This is a genomic window from Bacteroides sp. A1C1 (assembly GCF_004328515.1).
In the GTDB taxonomy this organism is placed as follows: domain Bacteria; phylum Bacteroidota; class Bacteroidia; order Bacteroidales; family Bacteroidaceae; genus Bacteroides; species Bacteroides uniformis.
This window is the reverse complement of the sequence record NZ_CP036491.1, coordinates 3,512,992-3,528,837: the sequence shown is the minus strand read 5'-3', so window position 1 is coordinate 3,528,837 and position 15,846 is coordinate 3,512,992. Positions and strand designations below refer to the sequence as shown.

Here is a 15,846-nt window from a genome sequence, read left to right as displayed (position 1 = left end):
GTTTGGGAAGGCAAAGATATGATAAATTCAGCAGGTATGCGAACAGACGTTACAAGAAAGTGGCTGCGCCGAGCGGATTGTATGTATAGGTGACATTACGGGCACGGATGATTTCGCCCGTCGGGGTAAACAATATCTGATATTTCGTCTGGAGATTTGCCATCCCTACCTCTACCGCCACGATGGACTGCCATTTGGGAAACTGTACCCAAGTGACATTCTGCACCATCCCTCCGGAATATTCACTGGCGGCAAAAGCATTGTAAACGGCAGGGGGCACTTCGTCCATTGTCTCCCAGTCCGTCTGTTGCATTACCCATTGCGCCTGCCCGTCAAACCAGACTTTCGTATCAAAACCGTTCATCAGGAAATCTGCCACATAATAAGATTCATCATGCGACCAGGCAACATCATCTGCCGTAGGATACATTTTCTTCAGTGCAGCTTGTACATCAGCAGGTGCCCAATCGGCAGAAGCCGAGACTGATACCATCAGCATCAAAACCAGAAAAGAGAATTTCAACTTACTCATAACTTCATCAGATTATCATATTATGAGAAGAACGGCGTATGGCAGATTTTGTTCACCGGCAACTCTCAACCATTCAACAGTTAAAAAGAGATATCCATTGTAATTCAATAGAAAATGACTAACTTCACACCAGAAATTCAGAAATATGATAAGAATACATCCCATATCCGGCAACAAAAAGCAATATCTTGACCTGCTGCTGCTTGCCGACGAACAAGAGTCCATGATTGACCGTTATCTGGAACGGGGAGAGATGTTCATCCTATCCGATAATGATACAGTCAAAGCGTCTTGTGTAATCACCTGCGAGGATAAAGGAATCTACGAAATAAAGAGCATAGCTGTCTATCCGGAATACCAGCGCCAGGGATATGGAAGACAACTGATAGCATTCGTTCTTGAACATTATAAAGACCGGTGCCATACTATGCTTGTCGGCACTGGAGACAGTCCGCTAACCATCCCCTTCTATGAAAGCTGCGGATTTGCATACTCACACCGGGTACCCGATTTCTTTATCGATAATTACGACCACCCCATATTTGAAGGAGGCAAGCAACTGAAAGACATGATTTATCTGAAAAGGACGCTTCAACCAAAATAATATCCTATATTTGCATATCACTTAACTCCACACATTATGGAAGCTAAACTTTGCCAAAGCTGCGGAATGCCCTTGTCATCTGCAGAAGTACTCGGAACCAATGCCGACGGTAGCCTCAACGAGGAATATTGCACCTATTGCTACCAGCACGGCAATTTTGCACAAGACTGCACTATGGACGAAATGATAGAACACTGTGCACAGTTCACCGACGAATTCAACAAGAATTCCGGAATGAATTTCACTAAAGAGGAAGCCATTGCCGGTATGAAAGAATTCTTCCCGACCTTGAAACGCTGGCAATCCAAACAATAAACATGCCGTCCCGTATCGAGCAGGAAAAACGGACAGTAGAACGGATGGTCCGCCTCTACTGCCGGAAAAAGGAAGGTAACAAGCAATTGTGTCCCCAATGCGAGGAACTGCTGGGGTATGCCCGCACTCGTCTTTCACGCTGTCCTTTCGGTGAGAATAAATCCACCTGCAGGCAATGCAGCATTCACTGCTACAAGCCCAAAATGAAAGAACGGATGCGTGAAGTCATGCGGTATGCCGGACCACGGATGCTGTTATATCATCCCGTAGCGGCACTCTGCCATTTGTGGCAGGAGTATGTCCATCAGTATCTCACCAAACGCTTCGGAGTCCCGCGCCAGGAACAGCACAAACAATAAACCGTATCCAGGTCGTATCCTTCCAATGAAGAGGTGCTGTCTTTAGGCACAATCTCGCCTTTGTCAGAGATATAGACCGGCAGGCGCTCACCTTGTCCATTCATCACAAAAAATGCCCCCACTTTGCATTGAGGGCATACCATCTTACGCATAATCAATTGAAATAATACAAAAATATAGCTACCCCTTCCAGTGCCTTCTTCTTTTCACCTTGTATCTCGATGGCAAACTTTATTTCCGCCTTTGCCACGCCGCGCAGATTCGACAGAGATTGTAAATGGGCAACCAGCCGGATGCTCTGTCCGGACAATACCGCCTGACCGAACTTCATCTTGTCCATACCATAATTAATCATCATCTTCAGGTTGTTCACTTCAATAATCTGATTCCACAGATATGGCAACATGGACAAGGTGAGATACCCATGTGCAATGGTGCTCTTAAAAGGACTTTCCACTTTGGCACGTTCCGTATCGACATGTATCCATTGATGGTCCAATGTCGCATCAGCAAACAGATTGATACGCTCCTGAGGAAGCTCTACATATTCCGAAACACCGATTTGCTGGCCTACCAGCTTTTCAAAATCCTCGTACGAGTTGATAATCACTTTTTCCATTACTCTCTATTTTATTGATAAATTATAAATTCACGCGCTTTATCCACATATCAGCCATTCGTTTATGCCCTGCAGGAGTGGGGTGGATACCGTCCCAAATCCAATAGGTGTCTTGAGAAGCCGGAGCAGTGCCGAGAATTTCATCGAACATCGCATTATAAGGAAGAAATACCGTCTGATAGTCTTTCGCTATCCTCTCTACGATGGCGGCACAGCGACGTACCAGACTGTCACGTTCTGCAAAATCCCCACTCTTGCGCATATTGCCGACATTGGCAACAAAAGGAGCGCCCAGCACTATCTTCAATTCCGGATTGACCTGCAAAGAACGGTCAAGCAAGGAACGGTAACATTTCTCCCATCCTTCAAAATCAAAAGGCTCTTTTTTGTCACCCTGCAGATAGTAATGTACATCGTTTGTCCCCACCAAGACGGAAAGCACATCCGGTTTCATTCCAATGACATCCTCTTCCCAGCGTTTCTCCAAATCCCTGAGAGTGTTTCCACTGATGCCACGATTAAAAAAAGCATATTCCTTTTCCGGGAAATCTCCTTGATAATGACTTGCACACAAATACATATAGCCGCTACCATAAATATGGTTCATATCCCAAAGACTTCGCTCCGCAGTCGGTTTGGGCATCCCACAGGCATTCCCCCAGTTACCGTCCGTGATAGAATCTCCGATAAACAAGACACGCGGGCCGCTTGCATGGAGTAAGAGTGATATGCAGAAAAAAACTATTACAAAGAGTCCAATACGCTTCATGGCATTTTCTTGTTAAGATGTAAAAATTGCAACAAATATACGTCTTATTCCGGCAAGTACAAAAACTCGGGTACCTTTTTCCCATTTCCCCAAAACACATATAACCCTTATTTTTATTTCCGTTCATCACATATTAATTTGGAAATAATGTATCTTTGTCAATATCTTAATTGTTGTGACAGAACAAAAACACCACTATTAAAGATTCCGGTATGAATTCTAAATTTGATTATGACTTACTGTCAGCAATGATGACCAATGCCAATATGGGATGGTGGGAAGCTGATTTAAAGACCGAAAGTTACATTTGCTCCGGATATATCTCCCGGTTGCTGGGACTGGATGAGAATGGAACCATCAGCTTTAAAGATTTCAACAAACGTATTCTGAAAGAGGAACAACGGCATACTACCACACATTCCTTCAACAATATCCGGCAGGCACAAGAGACTGTATATCTGCTCAACACAGTAGAGGGTCCAACGTGGATAAGAAGCAAGGTATGCCTACAGAGAACCGACGAAAACGATAATGTCAAAATCTACGGCATTGCCGAAACACAAGACGGTCCCGACATGTCATCGGCATCCCAAGCCTTACAAGAGCGTAACCGTCTCCTCCATAATATTTATAAATATCTTCCGGTAGGAATTGAGCTCTATAACCGAGAGGGAATATTGATAGATATGAATGACAAAGAGCAGGAAATGTTCCATCTCAAACAGAAAGAAGATCTACTTGGAATCAATATTTTCGAGAATCCGATTTTCCCGGAAGAGATGAAAAGTAAGTTAAGAAAACATGAAAATGCAGACTTCACTTTCCGGTATGACTTCTCTAAAATAGGCAATTACTACAAGACACAGAAGAAGACGGGCACCATAGACCTTGTAACCAAAGTCACAAGCCTTTACGACGATAATCACAACCTGACCAACTATCTGCTAATCAACGCAGACAAAACGGAAACGACCGTCGCTTACAACAAAATACAAGAGTTCGAGAGCCACTTTGAGCTTATAGGTGACTATGCCAAAGTGGGATATGCCAATTATGACCTTCTTAATGAGCAAGGCTATGCCCAACGCAGCTGGTACAAGAACTTGGGTGAGAAAACAGGAACACCGTTGTCCGAAATCATCGGAACCTACAATCATCTCCACCCAGACGACCGTACTATCATGCTTGACTTCCTACAGAATGTAAAGAGAGGACTGGCACACAAGCTCAGCCGGGAAGTACGTGTTCTTAAAGAAGACGGTTCTTTCATGTGGACCCACGTCAACATCATTGTAGAACGCTACATGCCTGAACAGAACATCATAGAGATTATCTGCATCAATTATGACATCACCCAATTAAAGAAGACGGAAGCAATGCTGATACAAGCCAAGGAAAAGGCCGAAGAGGCAGACCGGCTGAAATCCGCTTTCCTTGCCAATATGAGCCATGAAATCCGCACGCCGCTAAATGCGATTATCGGTTTCTCCAGCCTGCTGCACTATGTGGAAAACGAGCAGGAAAGGGAACAGTACATCTCTTTGATAAACCACAACAACCAACTGTTGCTCAAACTAATCAACGACGTTCTGGACCTTTCCAAGATAGAGGCCGGACATATAGAGCTCCATTCCGAATGGTTCAATCCGGCAGAACTCATCGAGGAAAGTATTACCGAGTACGAACGGAACGTTCCGGCAGGAGTAAAACTCTTTGCCAGGCATCCGGCAGCCCCCGGCCAGATAGAGCACGACCCGATGCGCATCAAACAGATACTGAACAACTTCATATCGAATGCACTGAAAAACACCGTGCAGGGACATATCGAAGTGTGCTACGAAATGGACACAGACAGCATAAGAATCAGTGTTTCCGATACTGGATGCGGTATTCCCCCCGAAAAACTGGGAATGATATTCGAACGGTTCGAAAAGGTGGACTCCTTTGCCCAAGGTGCCGGATTAGGACTCTCCATCTGCAAATCCATCGTTGAGAAAATGAATGGAGTGATTACCGTAGATTCGACAATGGGAGTGGGAAGCACATTCACCGTGGAACTGCCCTGCTGGACAAGACCATCCTGACAACAAACGAAAAACAATGATTTATGACCGCACAGAAAGAATTTACCCTGACCCCTCGCCGGCGTGGCTTTCACCTGGTGACAGAGGAGATTATACGCAACCTTCCACCGCTTCCGCCTGCCGGAATCCTGCATCTGTTCATCAAGCATACAAGCGCAGGCCTCACCATCAACGAGAATGCAGACCCTGACGTACAGACAGATATGGAAGCCATCTTCAACCGCCTCGTAAAAGAACGGGAACCTTATTACCAACATACATGCGAAGGCGATGACGATATGCCCGCCCATGCCAAGGCAACCCTCAGCGGAACCAGCCTCACCATCCCCATCACCAATGGGCGTCTGAACATGGGTATCTGGCAAGGCATCTATCTCTGCGAGTTCCGCAACCGGGGCGGAGGAAGAAGAATTGTAGCAACCGCCATCGGATAATCCCCTATCATCATGCAGAAAGCCATCATCATCGGTGCCACTTCAGGCATCGGACAAGAAGTAGCCAGGATACTTGTACAACAAGGCTGGCATATAGGCATTGCCGGCAGAAGGAAAGAGGCATTGCATGCCCTGCAAGCCACCGCACCCGACCGGATAGTCACGGAACAGCTGAACGTTACGGAAGAGACAGCGACTCTACACCTCCATAACCTGATAAAAAAGCTGGGAGGCATGGACCTGTTTTTCCTCAGTTCCGGCGTGGGACATCAAAACCGGGACTTACAACCGGACATCGAACTGAACACGGCACGTACCAATGTAGAGGGATTTACCCGCATGGTGACTGCCGCCTTCAACTATTTCAAGGAAAAAGGCTCCGGACATATTGCTGTCATCAGTTCCATTGCAGGCACTAAAGGACTAGGCGTTGCACCGGCCTACTCTGCCACCAAACGCTTCCAGAATACCTATATCGAAGCGCTGGCACAACTTGCCCGGATGCAGCATCTTGATATACACTTCACCGACATCCGTCCGGGATTTGTTGCCACCGATTTACTGAAAAACGGAAAATACCCGATGCTGATGAAAGCAGACCGTGTAGCACAGCACATAATCAAGGCTTTAAGAGAAAAGAGACGGGTAGTTGTCATTGACGGACGCTACCGGGTACTGGTGTTTTTTTGGCGTATGATTCCACGATGGCTATGGGAAAGGTTGCCTATAACGAATTGATTTCGTATCTTCACGTCTCCAAACAGAAATATACATACAGACATGAAGAAAAATTCAAAATATATCGTGCTTACCGCTGCCATTGCACTGTGCGCAGGTTCCAGCCTCCCCTTCCTCGCAGGCAGCAGTACGCTGAATCCCGAACGCGATTCCGTGAAATCCGAAGTTCCCTACTGCGTGACCTCCCCCAGCGTACCGGATAAGATCACTTTTGCCGGACAAGCTATTGACCTGCTTCGCTACGACCACCGCGAACGTATGGACCGCGAACTGATGTCCTTCACCTACATGCACTCCACCACCATGCTCATGGTGAAGCGTGCCAACCGCTACTTCCCCGTCATAGAGCCTATACTAAAAGCCAACGGCCTTCCCGATGACTTCAAGTACCTCGCTGTGATAGAAAGCAACCTGAACCCGCTTGCCAAATCGCCTGCGGGTGCCGCCGGCCTATGGCAGTTCATGCCTGCCACCGGACGCGAATTCGGACTGGAGGTGAACAGCAACATCGACGAACGATACCATATCGAGAAAGAGACCAAAGCAGCCTGCAAGTACCTGAAAGATGCTTATCAGAAATACGGGAACTGGCTGTGCGTAGCCGCTGCCTACAATGCCGGGCAAGGACGCATCTCCACACAACTGCAGAAGCAAATGGTGGACCAGGCTGTCGACTTATGGCTGGTAGAAGAGACTTCGCGCTACATGTTCCGCCTGCTGGCAGCCAAAGCAGTCATCAGCAATCCGCAGCAGTACGGCTTTCTGTTGAAACGGGAACATCTTTATCCGCCCATCCCCTACACGGAAGTGACCGTCACAACGGGCATCGGCAACCTGGCACAGTTTGCCAAAGATAAAGGCATCACCTATGCCCAACTGAAAGATGCCAATCCGTGGCTGCGGGATACCTCGCTGATGAATAAAAGCGGACGTACATACATACTAAAAATACCGACACAAGCCGGAATGCATTACAACCCCAAGAAAACAGTGCCCCACGACAAGCACTGGGTTATCAACTAAAAGGATGAAGGATGAGGAATGAAGAATTACCATTCGGTACCACAGCGCGGCTAATTTCTTCATTCTTCATTCCTTATTCTTCATTAAACTTGTTTCTCCGTCAGATATTTCCAATAGCGCACGGGCATGTCCTGCTTGTGCTTCCGGGGATTGAGGCGTTCCTTGATGCAGATTGCCTTAAAATAGGTTTTCCAGAGAGATTGGAAAAGCCGTTCGTCTTTGTCCATCAGACTTTCGTCGAGCATGCCGGTGACAAGATGCCCTTCGCGGCTGTCCTCACCAAAAGTCACTTGGCGCACCTCCTTCAAGTCGTAATAGTATCCATAGGCGCGTTTGATGTCATAAATCAGCCAACGCTGGTCGGAAAAACGGTCCTTGAAATGCTCCGTCACCAGGGGAAGGGCATTCTTCTCGGGCTCGACAGCCGCAAAGAAAGTACCGTCTGCAGCTTTCTGGAAACGGACAAACTGAAGCAGGCGTATACGCTCCCAATCCACCCGCTTCCACATACGGGAGAACTCCAGCACATCAAGGTCGGCAAAGTTTGTTTCAATGGAACGAGGAGCATCTATTGCCTTGCGAATATAGCGGAAAAGGAGCATGGGAGTTTCCGGCTCCTCGGCCAGCCAGCACTGGGCCAGACAAGCAAGTGCCGTAGACGACAGCTTCTTCTGCAATCCCCGCCAGACACGACCAGCCTTCTCCTCATCGGTCACCACGGTAAACAGCCCGTCGTAGAACAAAGGAAGCGGCTCTCCTTCCAAAAGCAGCGCATCGGGAAAGGTACGGCGGGAATAGGCTTCGAACACGGAAGTCAGCAATCCTTCAAACGTATGGTCATACAGGAAAATATTCATTCCTCAAAATTAAGTACCAACTGTCTCTCATCCACCTTCTTACGGTTAGGCTTGGGCAGCAGCAGACTGCGTACCCCCTGCGGGGTCAGTTCGTTGACCGTGTGCATAGGCAACTCACAGCAGGTAATGAAATACTGCGCCTTCTTCATCACCACCCCTATCTTCTTCAACTGGTAGAAACCTATCTTGGAGAAACGCCGGGAAGCCACTATCAGCCGTGCCGACTTCACGCCGATGCCCGGCACGCGGAGCAACATCTCATAATCCGCCTTGTTCACATCAATCGGAAACTGCTCGGGATGGCGCAAAGCCCAGGACAGCTTGGGGTCAACCTCCAAATCAAGGTTAGGATAGGCATCATCCACTATTTCCTCCACCTTGAACTGATAGAAGCGCATCAGCCAGTCAGCTTGGTAAAGGCGGTTTTCACGCACCAAAGGGGGCTGTTTCAATGCCGGCAGGCGCTTATCGTAGGTATTGACGGAAATATAGCCCGAATAGTAGACACGCCGCATCGTAGGTCCCTTGTAGAGAGCTGACGAAAGATACAGAATATCCTTGTCCGTCTCGGCGGTAGCGCCTACTATCATCTGTGTGCTTTGTCCAGCAGGAGCGAAACGGGGAGCGTGGCGGTGTTTCTTGCGTTCTTCCGAACTTTCCAGCACCCCTTGCTGGATGTAGCGCATCGGCGCATATACACTCTTATGGTCTTTCTCCGGCGCAAGCAGTTTCAGATTCTCCTCTTTCGGTATTTCTACATTGACGCTGAGACGGTCGGCATAAAGCCCCGCCTCGTTCACCAGTTCGCGGCTGGCGCCGGGAATGCTTTTCAGATGGATATATCCGTTGAAACGATGGATAGTACGGAGGTCCTTGGCGACACGCACCAGACGCTCCATCGTGTAATCGGGATTGCGCACCACCCCACTGCTCAGGAAAAGCCCTTCGATGTAGTTGCGGCGATAAAACTCCATGGTGAGGTCCACAAGCTCGGTCACCGACAGCGTGGCACGCGGTAGGTCGTTGCTGCGGCGGTTGATGCAGTAGGCGCAGTCGTAGATGCAATAATTGGTAAGCATCACTTTAAGCAGGGAAATGCACCGACCGTCCTCGGCAAAGCTGTGACAGATACCCCAACCGCCCACAGTGTTCCCCAGCATACCCGCCTTGCCGGAGCGCACCGTACCACTGGAGGAACAAGAGACGTCATACTTTGCCGACTCTGCCAGTATCTTCAATTTATTGAGAACGTTTTCATCCATAATACCTGCGCCAAAAGTAACAATAATACTTTTCAAAAACAAAAAAGACCGCCAGTAGTGGCAGTCTTTCGCAGCATCAAATATGCTTTTTTTCTTACTTCTTAGAAGCTTCCAAAGATGCTTTGCGGAATTCCTTCATAGCTTTTTCGATTTCCAAAGAAGCCTTACGAGCGCGAGTTCCTGCTGCCTTGTTACCGTTTTCCAACTGAGCGTTTGCATCTTTTGAGAAGTCTGCATACAATGCAGCTACTTTTTCAACTAATTCTTTCATAATCCTTTTTAAATTACTTCGTTAATAATGTCTGGCAAAAATACATTCTTTCTTGAAATAAATGCAGAAAAACGATATTTTTTTTGAAATATTCGGTAAAATCGCCGCAAAAAGGGGCTCTTACGCGTTTTTTATCTACTTTTGCAAGCATGAAAACGCTTACTGACACCGAATATATACACGCTCTCATAGCCGAAGGAGAGCACCAACAGCAGGATTTCAAGTTCGAAATATCCGACGCCCGCAAGATAGCCAAAACCCTTTCAGCCTTTGCCAATACAGACGGTGGAAAACTGCTCATCGGAGTGAAAGATAACGGGAAAATTGCCGGTGTCCGTTCGGACGAAGAACAATATATGATAGAAGCGGCTGCCGGACTTTATTGCAGCCCCGAAGTGAACTACACCATGCAGACCTATCTGGTGGAAGGCCGCAGTGTGCTGGTGGTACAAATCGAGGAAAGTGACCGGAAGCCGGTATATGCCAAGGACGAAACAGGAAAATACTTGGCCTATCTCCGCATCAAGGATGAAAACATCCTGGCTACTCCCGTCCATCTGCGCGTCTGGCAGCAAAGCGGAAGTCCGAAAGGAGAACTGATAGAATATACCGAACGGGAACAACTGTTGCTCAATCTGCTGGAAGAAAACGACCGCCTTTCACTGAACCGTTACTGCCGCCTGGCGCATCTTTCCCGACGCGCCGCCGAACATCTGCTGGCAAAGTTTGTTCGTTACGACATAGTGGAACCGGTGTTTGAAGGACACAAATTTCACTTCAGGCTGAAATAGGCAAGGAGATTCCGTCAGGTTTTCCAGATTTGTCCATGGTACAAATTGCAGCATGCGAGTTCATACTACGTTGTTATCATCAACTTGCAAGGTATCTATCTCAGTTAACGACAGAGGTAGCCTTGAATAACGACAGAGGATAGCACTTTTTTTATGTGAGTTTTTTACTAAATTGGGATGCACCGTATGGTTTACGTTGAGAACCCGCTTTGTACAGTTCCGGATGATAAAGGAAATGGTACGTCTGCTGGGTGACTCAGACGGGAAAGGCGATGCCAAGGAAAAGTATATCTTATTGCCATCAGCCTGCTCGGAAAATACGCTTTCAGGCTGCTTGAAGACTACCGCACAAAGAAAAGCGCCGGTATCAAAGACCCCGTTTTCACCAAGAACCGCCTGAAAGAGGTAGAAAAAGACATAGAGTGCTGGTGATAACCAACTTATTTCGTACTTTTGCAGCCGGAACCGCCGGATGACCCGCGGTCTTGTAATTTGTAATCAGTAATTCGTAATTTGATATGAGTTTATTTGCCAAACTATTCAACAAGAATACCGGAGAAGTATCTTCAAAGAATGTGGAAGACTTCGTGTCACTGACACGCGTCTACTTCCAGTCTGTAATAGCCGCCAACCTGGGCATCACCAATATCCGCTTTGTGCCGGATGTAGCCAACTTCAAGCGTCTGTTCAAAATCCCCACGCAGGGAGGCCGCCTGGGACAAGCGGAAAAGGCCGCTTCGCGCAAGATGCTGATGCAGGACTACGGCATCAGTGAAAACTTCTTCAAGGAAATTGATACTTCCGTCAAGAAGCACTGCCGTACGCAGAACGACGTACAAGGTTATCTCTTTATGTATCAAGGCTTCTCCAATGACTTGATGATGCTGATGGGAAACCTGATGCAGTGGAAATTCCGCATGCCTTCCATCTTCAAGGGAGCACTGCGCAGCATGACCGAAAAAACCGTACACGACGTCTGTACAAAAACCGTATGGAAAAAGGACGATGTACACAAAACGGCAGCGGCAGTACGCCAGTACAAAGAGCGTCTGGGATATTCGGAACAATGGATGACCGAGTACGTTTACAACGTAGTGATGCTGGCCAAAAAGGAACCGAAACAGAAAGACAACGAAGAGAAATAAAAGAAAAAGAATTCTAAAGAACTTTAGAAACAAGAAGGCGGGAAAGAAATTTCCCGCTTTTTTTTGTTATTTTTAGCAAATGAAATCATTTTCCCCTCACGGAACACAAGGACGCACCCCGCGTCAACCATCATAAATATTAACTTCAAAAAAACAACCGCTTATGAAACAAAAGAAAATGCTTGCACTCACTCTCTCACAACTGGAACAACTTTATCGGCACGAACTCCCTGAATTGGTCAGCATCGCCGTTCAAAGCGACGATACGGAAGCCTTCAAGGCCAACCTGACGGAGTACATTGCCGGACATCCGGAAGTGGACAGCGAGGCCGGTAAGCAAATTCGACTCTTGATTGAATTTGACGGGCAGGAAGTACACGAGCTCTCCATCGGAGAACAGCTGCCCATATCAACTTTATCAATGCTGCATTCCTTCCTCACGGGACAATGGGAAGAGGAAACGGAAACGGACCTGTTCATCGACTTGTTCCAGCAGTTCAAACGCCTCCACCAACCAGCCCCCACCCTGCCCTCCGCACAGAAAATCAAAACCCTGACCGAACGCTGGCCCAGCGGACTGGATGAAGACGTGCAGCATATCCGTGCAAAGAACAAGGAACGCATCCTGCATGCACTGGTGCAGAAGATTGAGCACCGCAAGACCCCGGCTTCCCGCTTCCATTTCGAAGAGGGACTCAGCTACGAGGAGAAGTTCAACCTCGTCAGCGAATGGTGGAATGACTTCCGTTTCCATCTTGCCATGGCCGTCAAAAGCCCTACGGAGCTAAACCGTCTTCTCGGCAACTCCCTTTCTGCCGAAACCATGTACCTGCTCTCAAAAGCCCGTAAGAAGGGAATGCCTTTCTTCGCCACCCCCTATTATCTGTCACTGCTGAACTGCACCGGCAGCGGATACGACGACGAGGCCCTGCGCAGCTATATACTCTATTCACCCCAACTGGTGGAAACCTACGGACAGATACGTGCCTGGGAACGGGAGGATATCGTAGAACCAGGTAAACCCAACGCCGCCGGCTGGCTGCTGCCCGACGGGCATAACATCCACCGCCGTTATCCGGAAGTGGCCATCCTCATCCCCGACACCATGGGACGCGCCTGCGGAGGACTCTGCGCATCTTGTCAGCGTATGTACGACTTTCAAAGCAAACGGCTCAATTTTGAGTTTGACACCCTGCGCCCCAAGGAGACATGGGAAAAGAAGCTGCGCCGGCTGATAGCCTATTTTGAGGAAGACACGCAACTACGGGACATTCTCATCACCGGCGGTGACGCACTGATGAGCCAAAACAAGACGCTGGGCAATATTCTGGATGCCGTCTACCGCATGGCAGTCCGCAAGCGGAAAGCCAATCAGGAACGGCCCGAAGGAGAAAAGTATGCAGAGCTGCAACGCGTACGCCTCGGCTCACGCCTCCCCGCCTACCTGCCCATGCGCATCAATGACGGGCTGGTGGAGATTCTAAGGGAATTCAAGGAAAAGGCGTCTACCATCGGCATCCGCCAGTTCATTATCCAGACACATTTCCAAACCCCGCTCGAAGTCACTCCGGAAGCTGCCGAAGGAATACGCAAACTGCTGGCGGCAGGCTGGCTCATTGACAACCAACTGGTATACAACGTAGCTGCATCCCGCCGGGGGCATACCACCCGCCTGCGCCAAGTGCTCAATCAGTTGGGAGTGGTTTGCTACTACACCTTCTCCGTGAAAGGTTTTGAAGAAAACAATGCCGTGTTTACTCCCAACAGCCGTTCCGTACAAGAGCAACGGGAAGAAAAGCGCTTCGGGAAGCTGACCAAGGAAGATGCCCATAATCTGTCCGTACTGCTTGGAACCGTCCATGACCCGGCAGCCTGCATCCGGCGTTTCCTGAAAACGCACCACCTGCCTTTCCTCGCCACCGACCGCAATGTACTCAATCTGCCCGCCATCGGCAAGAGCATGACCTTCAACATGGTAGGCATCACCCCCGAAGGCAAGCGCATCCTACGGTTCGACCATGACGGCACCCGGCGCCACAGCCCTATAATAGACCAGCTGGGACAAATATATATCGTAGAAAACAAGTCCATAGCCTCCTACCTCCGTCAGCTGCAAGCCATGGGAGAAGACGCCGAAGAATATGCCACCATCTGGAACTATACGGAAGGCAAGACGGAATCCCGGTTCAGCCTCTACGAATATCCTGATTTCCCCTTCCAAATCACCGACAGAATGAGCAATCAGGACATTGCAGGATAGCATATCCAAGATATATTCCGTACTTTTGCAGGCAGAACAATGAAATTGGAAAGTATCGAAATAGAACAACACCCTTTAGAACCCTTCCTTCCCGGCAACGCCCGTCTGCTGATGCTGGGAAGCTTTCCTCCGCAGAAAAAGCGGTGGTCCATGGAGTTTTACTACCCCAACTGGAACAATGACATGTGGAGGATTACCGGGTTCCTTTTCTTCAATGACAAGGATTATTTTGTAGACAAAACGAAGAAGGCTTTCTGCAAAGAACGTCTCATCAGTTTCCTGCAGGAAAAGGGTATTGCTTTGTTCGACACAGCCTCTGCCATACGGCGCCTGCAAGACAATGCCTCGGATAAGTTTCTGGAAGTGGTGCAACCCACGGACGTCCCTGCCCTGCTACACCGGATACCGCAATGCAAGGCTATCGTCACCACCGGCGAGAAGGCTACGGACACGCTATGCACGCAGTTCTCCATCGACAAGCCCAAAGTAGGCGACTTCACGGAGTTTCTTTTCGAAAACCATCCGATGCGCCTCTACCGGATGCCTTCTTCCTCGAGAGCCTACCCGCTGGCTCTGGAAAAAAAAGCAGCAGCGTATCGCATTATGTATCAGGACTTACAGATGTTGTAAGCAACTTTCTTTAGAAAATAAGTACGTCTGTTACTTGTATATTTGAAAGTTTACATTACCTTTGCAGCCGCAAACACGGGAGTAGCTCAGTTGGTAGAGCACCGGTCTCCAAAACCGGGTGTCGGGAGTTCGAGCCTCTCCTCCCGTGCATGAACGAATAATGGCTGTAAGTATTGCTTACAGCCATTATTCGTTTTATAAATGCCTACCGGATATCTATCAGCTTATGTGTCTGCAAACTAAGCCTCCACTTAGGATGCTTCATCACGCAATCCACCGTTTCGACCGTATTGCTGCAAGAGCAAGGCTGAAGAAAGAAATGCCCGGCGGGCAGCTGCTCATAAACAGTAATATCCTGCCCTTCATACACTACCTTCACTTCATTCATACGCGTAATTTCCAGCTTTGCCCCCTGCTTGGGAGAACAGGTCACCCAATCTATATTATCCGGCAGCGGACGGGTACCGTTTGTTTCAATGCAGACATACTTTCCCGCCTGGTGCAGACAATCCACAAATTCACGGTCAATCCAAAGGGAGGGTTCTCCACCGGTCAATATCACGGTAGCGGCAGGGTATTTACTGACTTCTGTTACGATATCTTCATCGGACATCAGTATGCCGTCCTCATGCTGCGTATCACAGAAGGAGCACTTCAGGTTGCAACCGGAAAAACGGATAAAGACAGCCGGGGTACCCGTATGGTATCCTTCTCCCTGCAAACTGTAGAATATCTCATTAATCTTCCTCATAGACGGCAATGTTTGATTCCGACTCCTGCACCTCTACCTTGAAGCAAGTGGGTATCTGGTCGCATATCCAACGGGCTATGTTCTCGGCTGTGGGATTGAAGGACAGCACTTCATTAAGATTATGGTGGTCCAGCTGTTCCTTTACCACCTGCTTGATGTGACTGAAGTCTACCACCATTCCGTCCGCATTCAGCTCTTTGGAACGGCAATAGACAGTGATAATCCAGTTGTGACCGTGCAGATTCTCACACTTGCTGCGATAAGAAAGTTTCAGGCTATGGGCAGCCGACACTTCCATGCGTTTGATGACTGTGTACATATTGTTAATACGCTAATTAATATAATAAGTTGCCGCATCTAATGTCACCTCGATGCGACGGCAAAATTACAAAAAACTTAAGA

Annotated in this window: 20 protein-coding genes, 1 tRNA gene and 1 pseudogene; 13 read left to right on the top strand and 9 right to left on the bottom strand. The window is 48.3% G+C overall.

What is annotated here, in order from left to right; all coding sequences use genetic code 11:
• Positions 1 to 49: 49 nt before the first annotated feature.
• On the bottom strand, positions 50 to 532 hold the full coding sequence (locus EYA81_RS14475; RefSeq protein WP_005835865.1) for a PepSY-like domain-containing protein: 483 nt from the start codon (positions 530 to 532) through the stop codon (positions 50 to 52).
• Positions 533 to 677: 145 nt separating this feature from the next.
• Between EYA81_RS14475 and EYA81_RS14465 the strand changes: the two genes are divergently transcribed.
• From EYA81_RS14465 to EYA81_RS14455, 3 genes are read left to right on the top strand one after another with little or no spacing between them, the layout of a single operon-like run.
• Positions 678 to 1,136, top strand: a complete 459-nt coding sequence (locus tag EYA81_RS14465; RefSeq protein WP_005835863.1) for a GNAT family N-acetyltransferase — start codon at positions 678 to 680, stop codon at positions 1,134 to 1,136.
• A 36-nt stretch (positions 1,137 to 1,172) separates the two neighbouring features.
• Positions 1,173 to 1,451 (top strand): zinc ribbon domain-containing protein, encoded by a 279-nt coding sequence (locus tag EYA81_RS14460; protein ID WP_117600687.1) that lies wholly within the window; start codon positions 1,173 to 1,175, stop codon positions 1,449 to 1,451.
• 2 nt (positions 1,452 to 1,453) lie between these two features.
• Positions 1,454 to 1,810 carry a nitrous oxide-stimulated promoter family protein gene (locus tag EYA81_RS14455; protein WP_117600686.1) on the top strand — a complete coding sequence of 119 codons (357 nt, stop codon included), beginning with the start codon at positions 1,454 to 1,456 and terminating at the stop codon, positions 1,808 to 1,810.
• Here the strand turns inward: EYA81_RS14455 and EYA81_RS19685 are convergent.
• The 3 genes from EYA81_RS19685 to EYA81_RS14440 are packed head-to-tail and all read right to left on the bottom strand — an operon-like array spanning position 1,756 to position 3,198.
• A complete protein-coding gene (locus EYA81_RS19685; RefSeq protein WP_009036627.1) occupies positions 1,756 to 1,962 on the bottom strand; it encodes a hypothetical protein in 207 nt (68 codons plus the stop codon). The two genes, EYA81_RS14455 and EYA81_RS19685, sit on opposite strands and share 55 nt — an antisense overlap.
• A 2-nt stretch (positions 1,963 to 1,964) precedes the next feature.
• Positions 1,965 to 2,429, bottom strand: a complete 465-nt coding sequence (locus EYA81_RS14445; protein ID WP_005826461.1) for a MaoC family dehydratase — start codon at positions 2,427 to 2,429, stop codon at positions 1,965 to 1,967.
• A 22-nt stretch (positions 2,430 to 2,451) separates the two neighbouring features.
• Positions 2,452 to 3,198, bottom strand: a complete 747-nt coding sequence (locus tag EYA81_RS14440) for an SGNH/GDSL hydrolase family protein (RefSeq protein ID WP_117600685.1) — start codon at positions 3,196 to 3,198, stop codon at positions 2,452 to 2,454.
• Positions 3,199 to 3,410: 212 nt separating this feature from the next.
• Here EYA81_RS14440 and EYA81_RS14430 point away from each other — a divergent pair, with 212 nt between their 5' ends.
• The 4 genes from EYA81_RS14430 to EYA81_RS14415 are packed head-to-tail and all read left to right on the top strand — an operon-like array spanning position 3,411 to position 7,477.
• Positions 3,411 to 5,282: a PAS domain-containing protein gene (locus EYA81_RS14430; RefSeq protein WP_117600683.1), complete on the top strand. Its 1,872-nt coding sequence runs from the start codon at positions 3,411 to 3,413 to the stop codon at positions 5,280 to 5,282.
• A 23-nt stretch (positions 5,283 to 5,305) separates the two neighbouring features.
• Entirely contained in the window at positions 5,306 to 5,716 is a 411-nt protein-coding gene (locus EYA81_RS14425) for a secondary thiamine-phosphate synthase enzyme YjbQ (RefSeq protein WP_016273290.1), read from the top strand.
• Between the two features lie 12 nt (positions 5,717 to 5,728).
• Positions 5,729 to 6,454 carry an SDR family oxidoreductase gene (locus EYA81_RS14420; RefSeq protein WP_117600682.1) on the top strand — a complete coding sequence of 242 codons (726 nt, stop codon included), beginning with the start codon at positions 5,729 to 5,731 and terminating at the stop codon, positions 6,452 to 6,454.
• A 42-nt stretch (positions 6,455 to 6,496) separates the two neighbouring features.
• Positions 6,497 to 7,477 (top strand): lytic transglycosylase domain-containing protein, encoded by a 981-nt coding sequence (locus EYA81_RS14415; RefSeq protein WP_117600681.1) that lies wholly within the window; start codon positions 6,497 to 6,499, stop codon positions 7,475 to 7,477.
• Between the two features lie 83 nt (positions 7,478 to 7,560).
• Here EYA81_RS14415 and EYA81_RS14410 read toward each other — a convergent pair whose 3' ends face one another.
• From EYA81_RS14410 to EYA81_RS14400, 3 genes are all read right to left on the bottom strand, one after another.
• Positions 7,561 to 8,334 (bottom strand): TIGR03915 family putative DNA repair protein, encoded by a 774-nt coding sequence (locus tag EYA81_RS14410; RefSeq protein WP_117600680.1) that lies wholly within the window; start codon positions 8,332 to 8,334, stop codon positions 7,561 to 7,563.
• Positions 8,331 to 9,596 carry a putative DNA modification/repair radical SAM protein gene (locus EYA81_RS14405; RefSeq protein ID WP_117600679.1) on the bottom strand — a complete coding sequence of 422 codons (1,266 nt, stop codon included), beginning with the start codon at positions 9,594 to 9,596 and terminating at the stop codon, positions 8,331 to 8,333. The genes EYA81_RS14410 and EYA81_RS14405 overlap by 4 nt, the downstream gene beginning before the upstream one ends.
• 94 nt (positions 9,597 to 9,690) lie before the next feature.
• Positions 9,691 to 9,867, bottom strand: coding sequence for a histone H1 (locus EYA81_RS14400; protein WP_005826447.1), 177 nt, complete (start codon positions 9,865 to 9,867; stop codon positions 9,691 to 9,693).
• A gap of 149 nt (positions 9,868 to 10,016) precedes the next feature.
• On the opposite strand from EYA81_RS14400, the gene EYA81_RS14395 reads away from it, so the two are divergent.
• From EYA81_RS14395 to EYA81_RS14370, 6 genes and pseudogenes are all read left to right on the top strand, one after another.
• Entirely contained in the window at positions 10,017 to 10,658 is a 642-nt protein-coding gene (locus EYA81_RS14395) for a helix-turn-helix domain-containing protein (protein WP_025834754.1), read from the top strand.
• Between the two features lie 291 nt (positions 10,659 to 10,949).
• A pseudogene (locus tag EYA81_RS14390) lies at positions 10,950 to 11,090 on the top strand (sodium:alanine symporter); the annotation flags it as partial.
• An 86-nt stretch (positions 11,091 to 11,176) separates the two neighbouring features.
• A complete protein-coding gene (locus EYA81_RS14385; RefSeq protein WP_131225963.1) occupies positions 11,177 to 11,803 on the top strand; it encodes a hypothetical protein in 627 nt (208 codons plus the stop codon).
• A gap of 163 nt (positions 11,804 to 11,966) precedes the next feature.
• A complete protein-coding gene (locus tag EYA81_RS14380; protein ID WP_131225961.1) occupies positions 11,967 to 14,063 on the top strand; it encodes a KamA family radical SAM protein in 2,097 nt (698 codons plus the stop codon).
• Between the two features lie 39 nt (positions 14,064 to 14,102).
• The gene (locus tag EYA81_RS14375; protein ID WP_131225960.1) at positions 14,103 to 14,693 is read left to right on the top strand and encodes a uracil-DNA glycosylase family protein; all 591 of its coding nucleotides are present in this window, start codon (positions 14,103 to 14,105) and stop codon (positions 14,691 to 14,693) included.
• Positions 14,694 to 14,768: 75 nt separating this feature from the next.
• A tRNA-Trp gene (locus EYA81_RS14370) sits at positions 14,769 to 14,841 on the top strand.
• A gap of 57 nt (positions 14,842 to 14,898) precedes the next feature.
• On the opposite strand, the gene EYA81_RS14365 is transcribed toward EYA81_RS14370, so the two are convergent.
• Entirely contained in the window at positions 14,899 to 15,444 is a 546-nt protein-coding gene (locus tag EYA81_RS14365) for a radical SAM protein (RefSeq protein WP_131225958.1), read from the bottom strand.
• Positions 15,431 to 15,763, bottom strand: coding sequence for a 6-carboxytetrahydropterin synthase QueD (gene queD, locus EYA81_RS14360; RefSeq protein WP_005826426.1), 333 nt, complete (start codon positions 15,761 to 15,763; stop codon positions 15,431 to 15,433). Before queD ends, EYA81_RS14365 begins: the two co-directional genes overlap by 14 nt.
• Between the last annotated feature and the right edge of the window lie 83 nt (positions 15,764 to 15,846).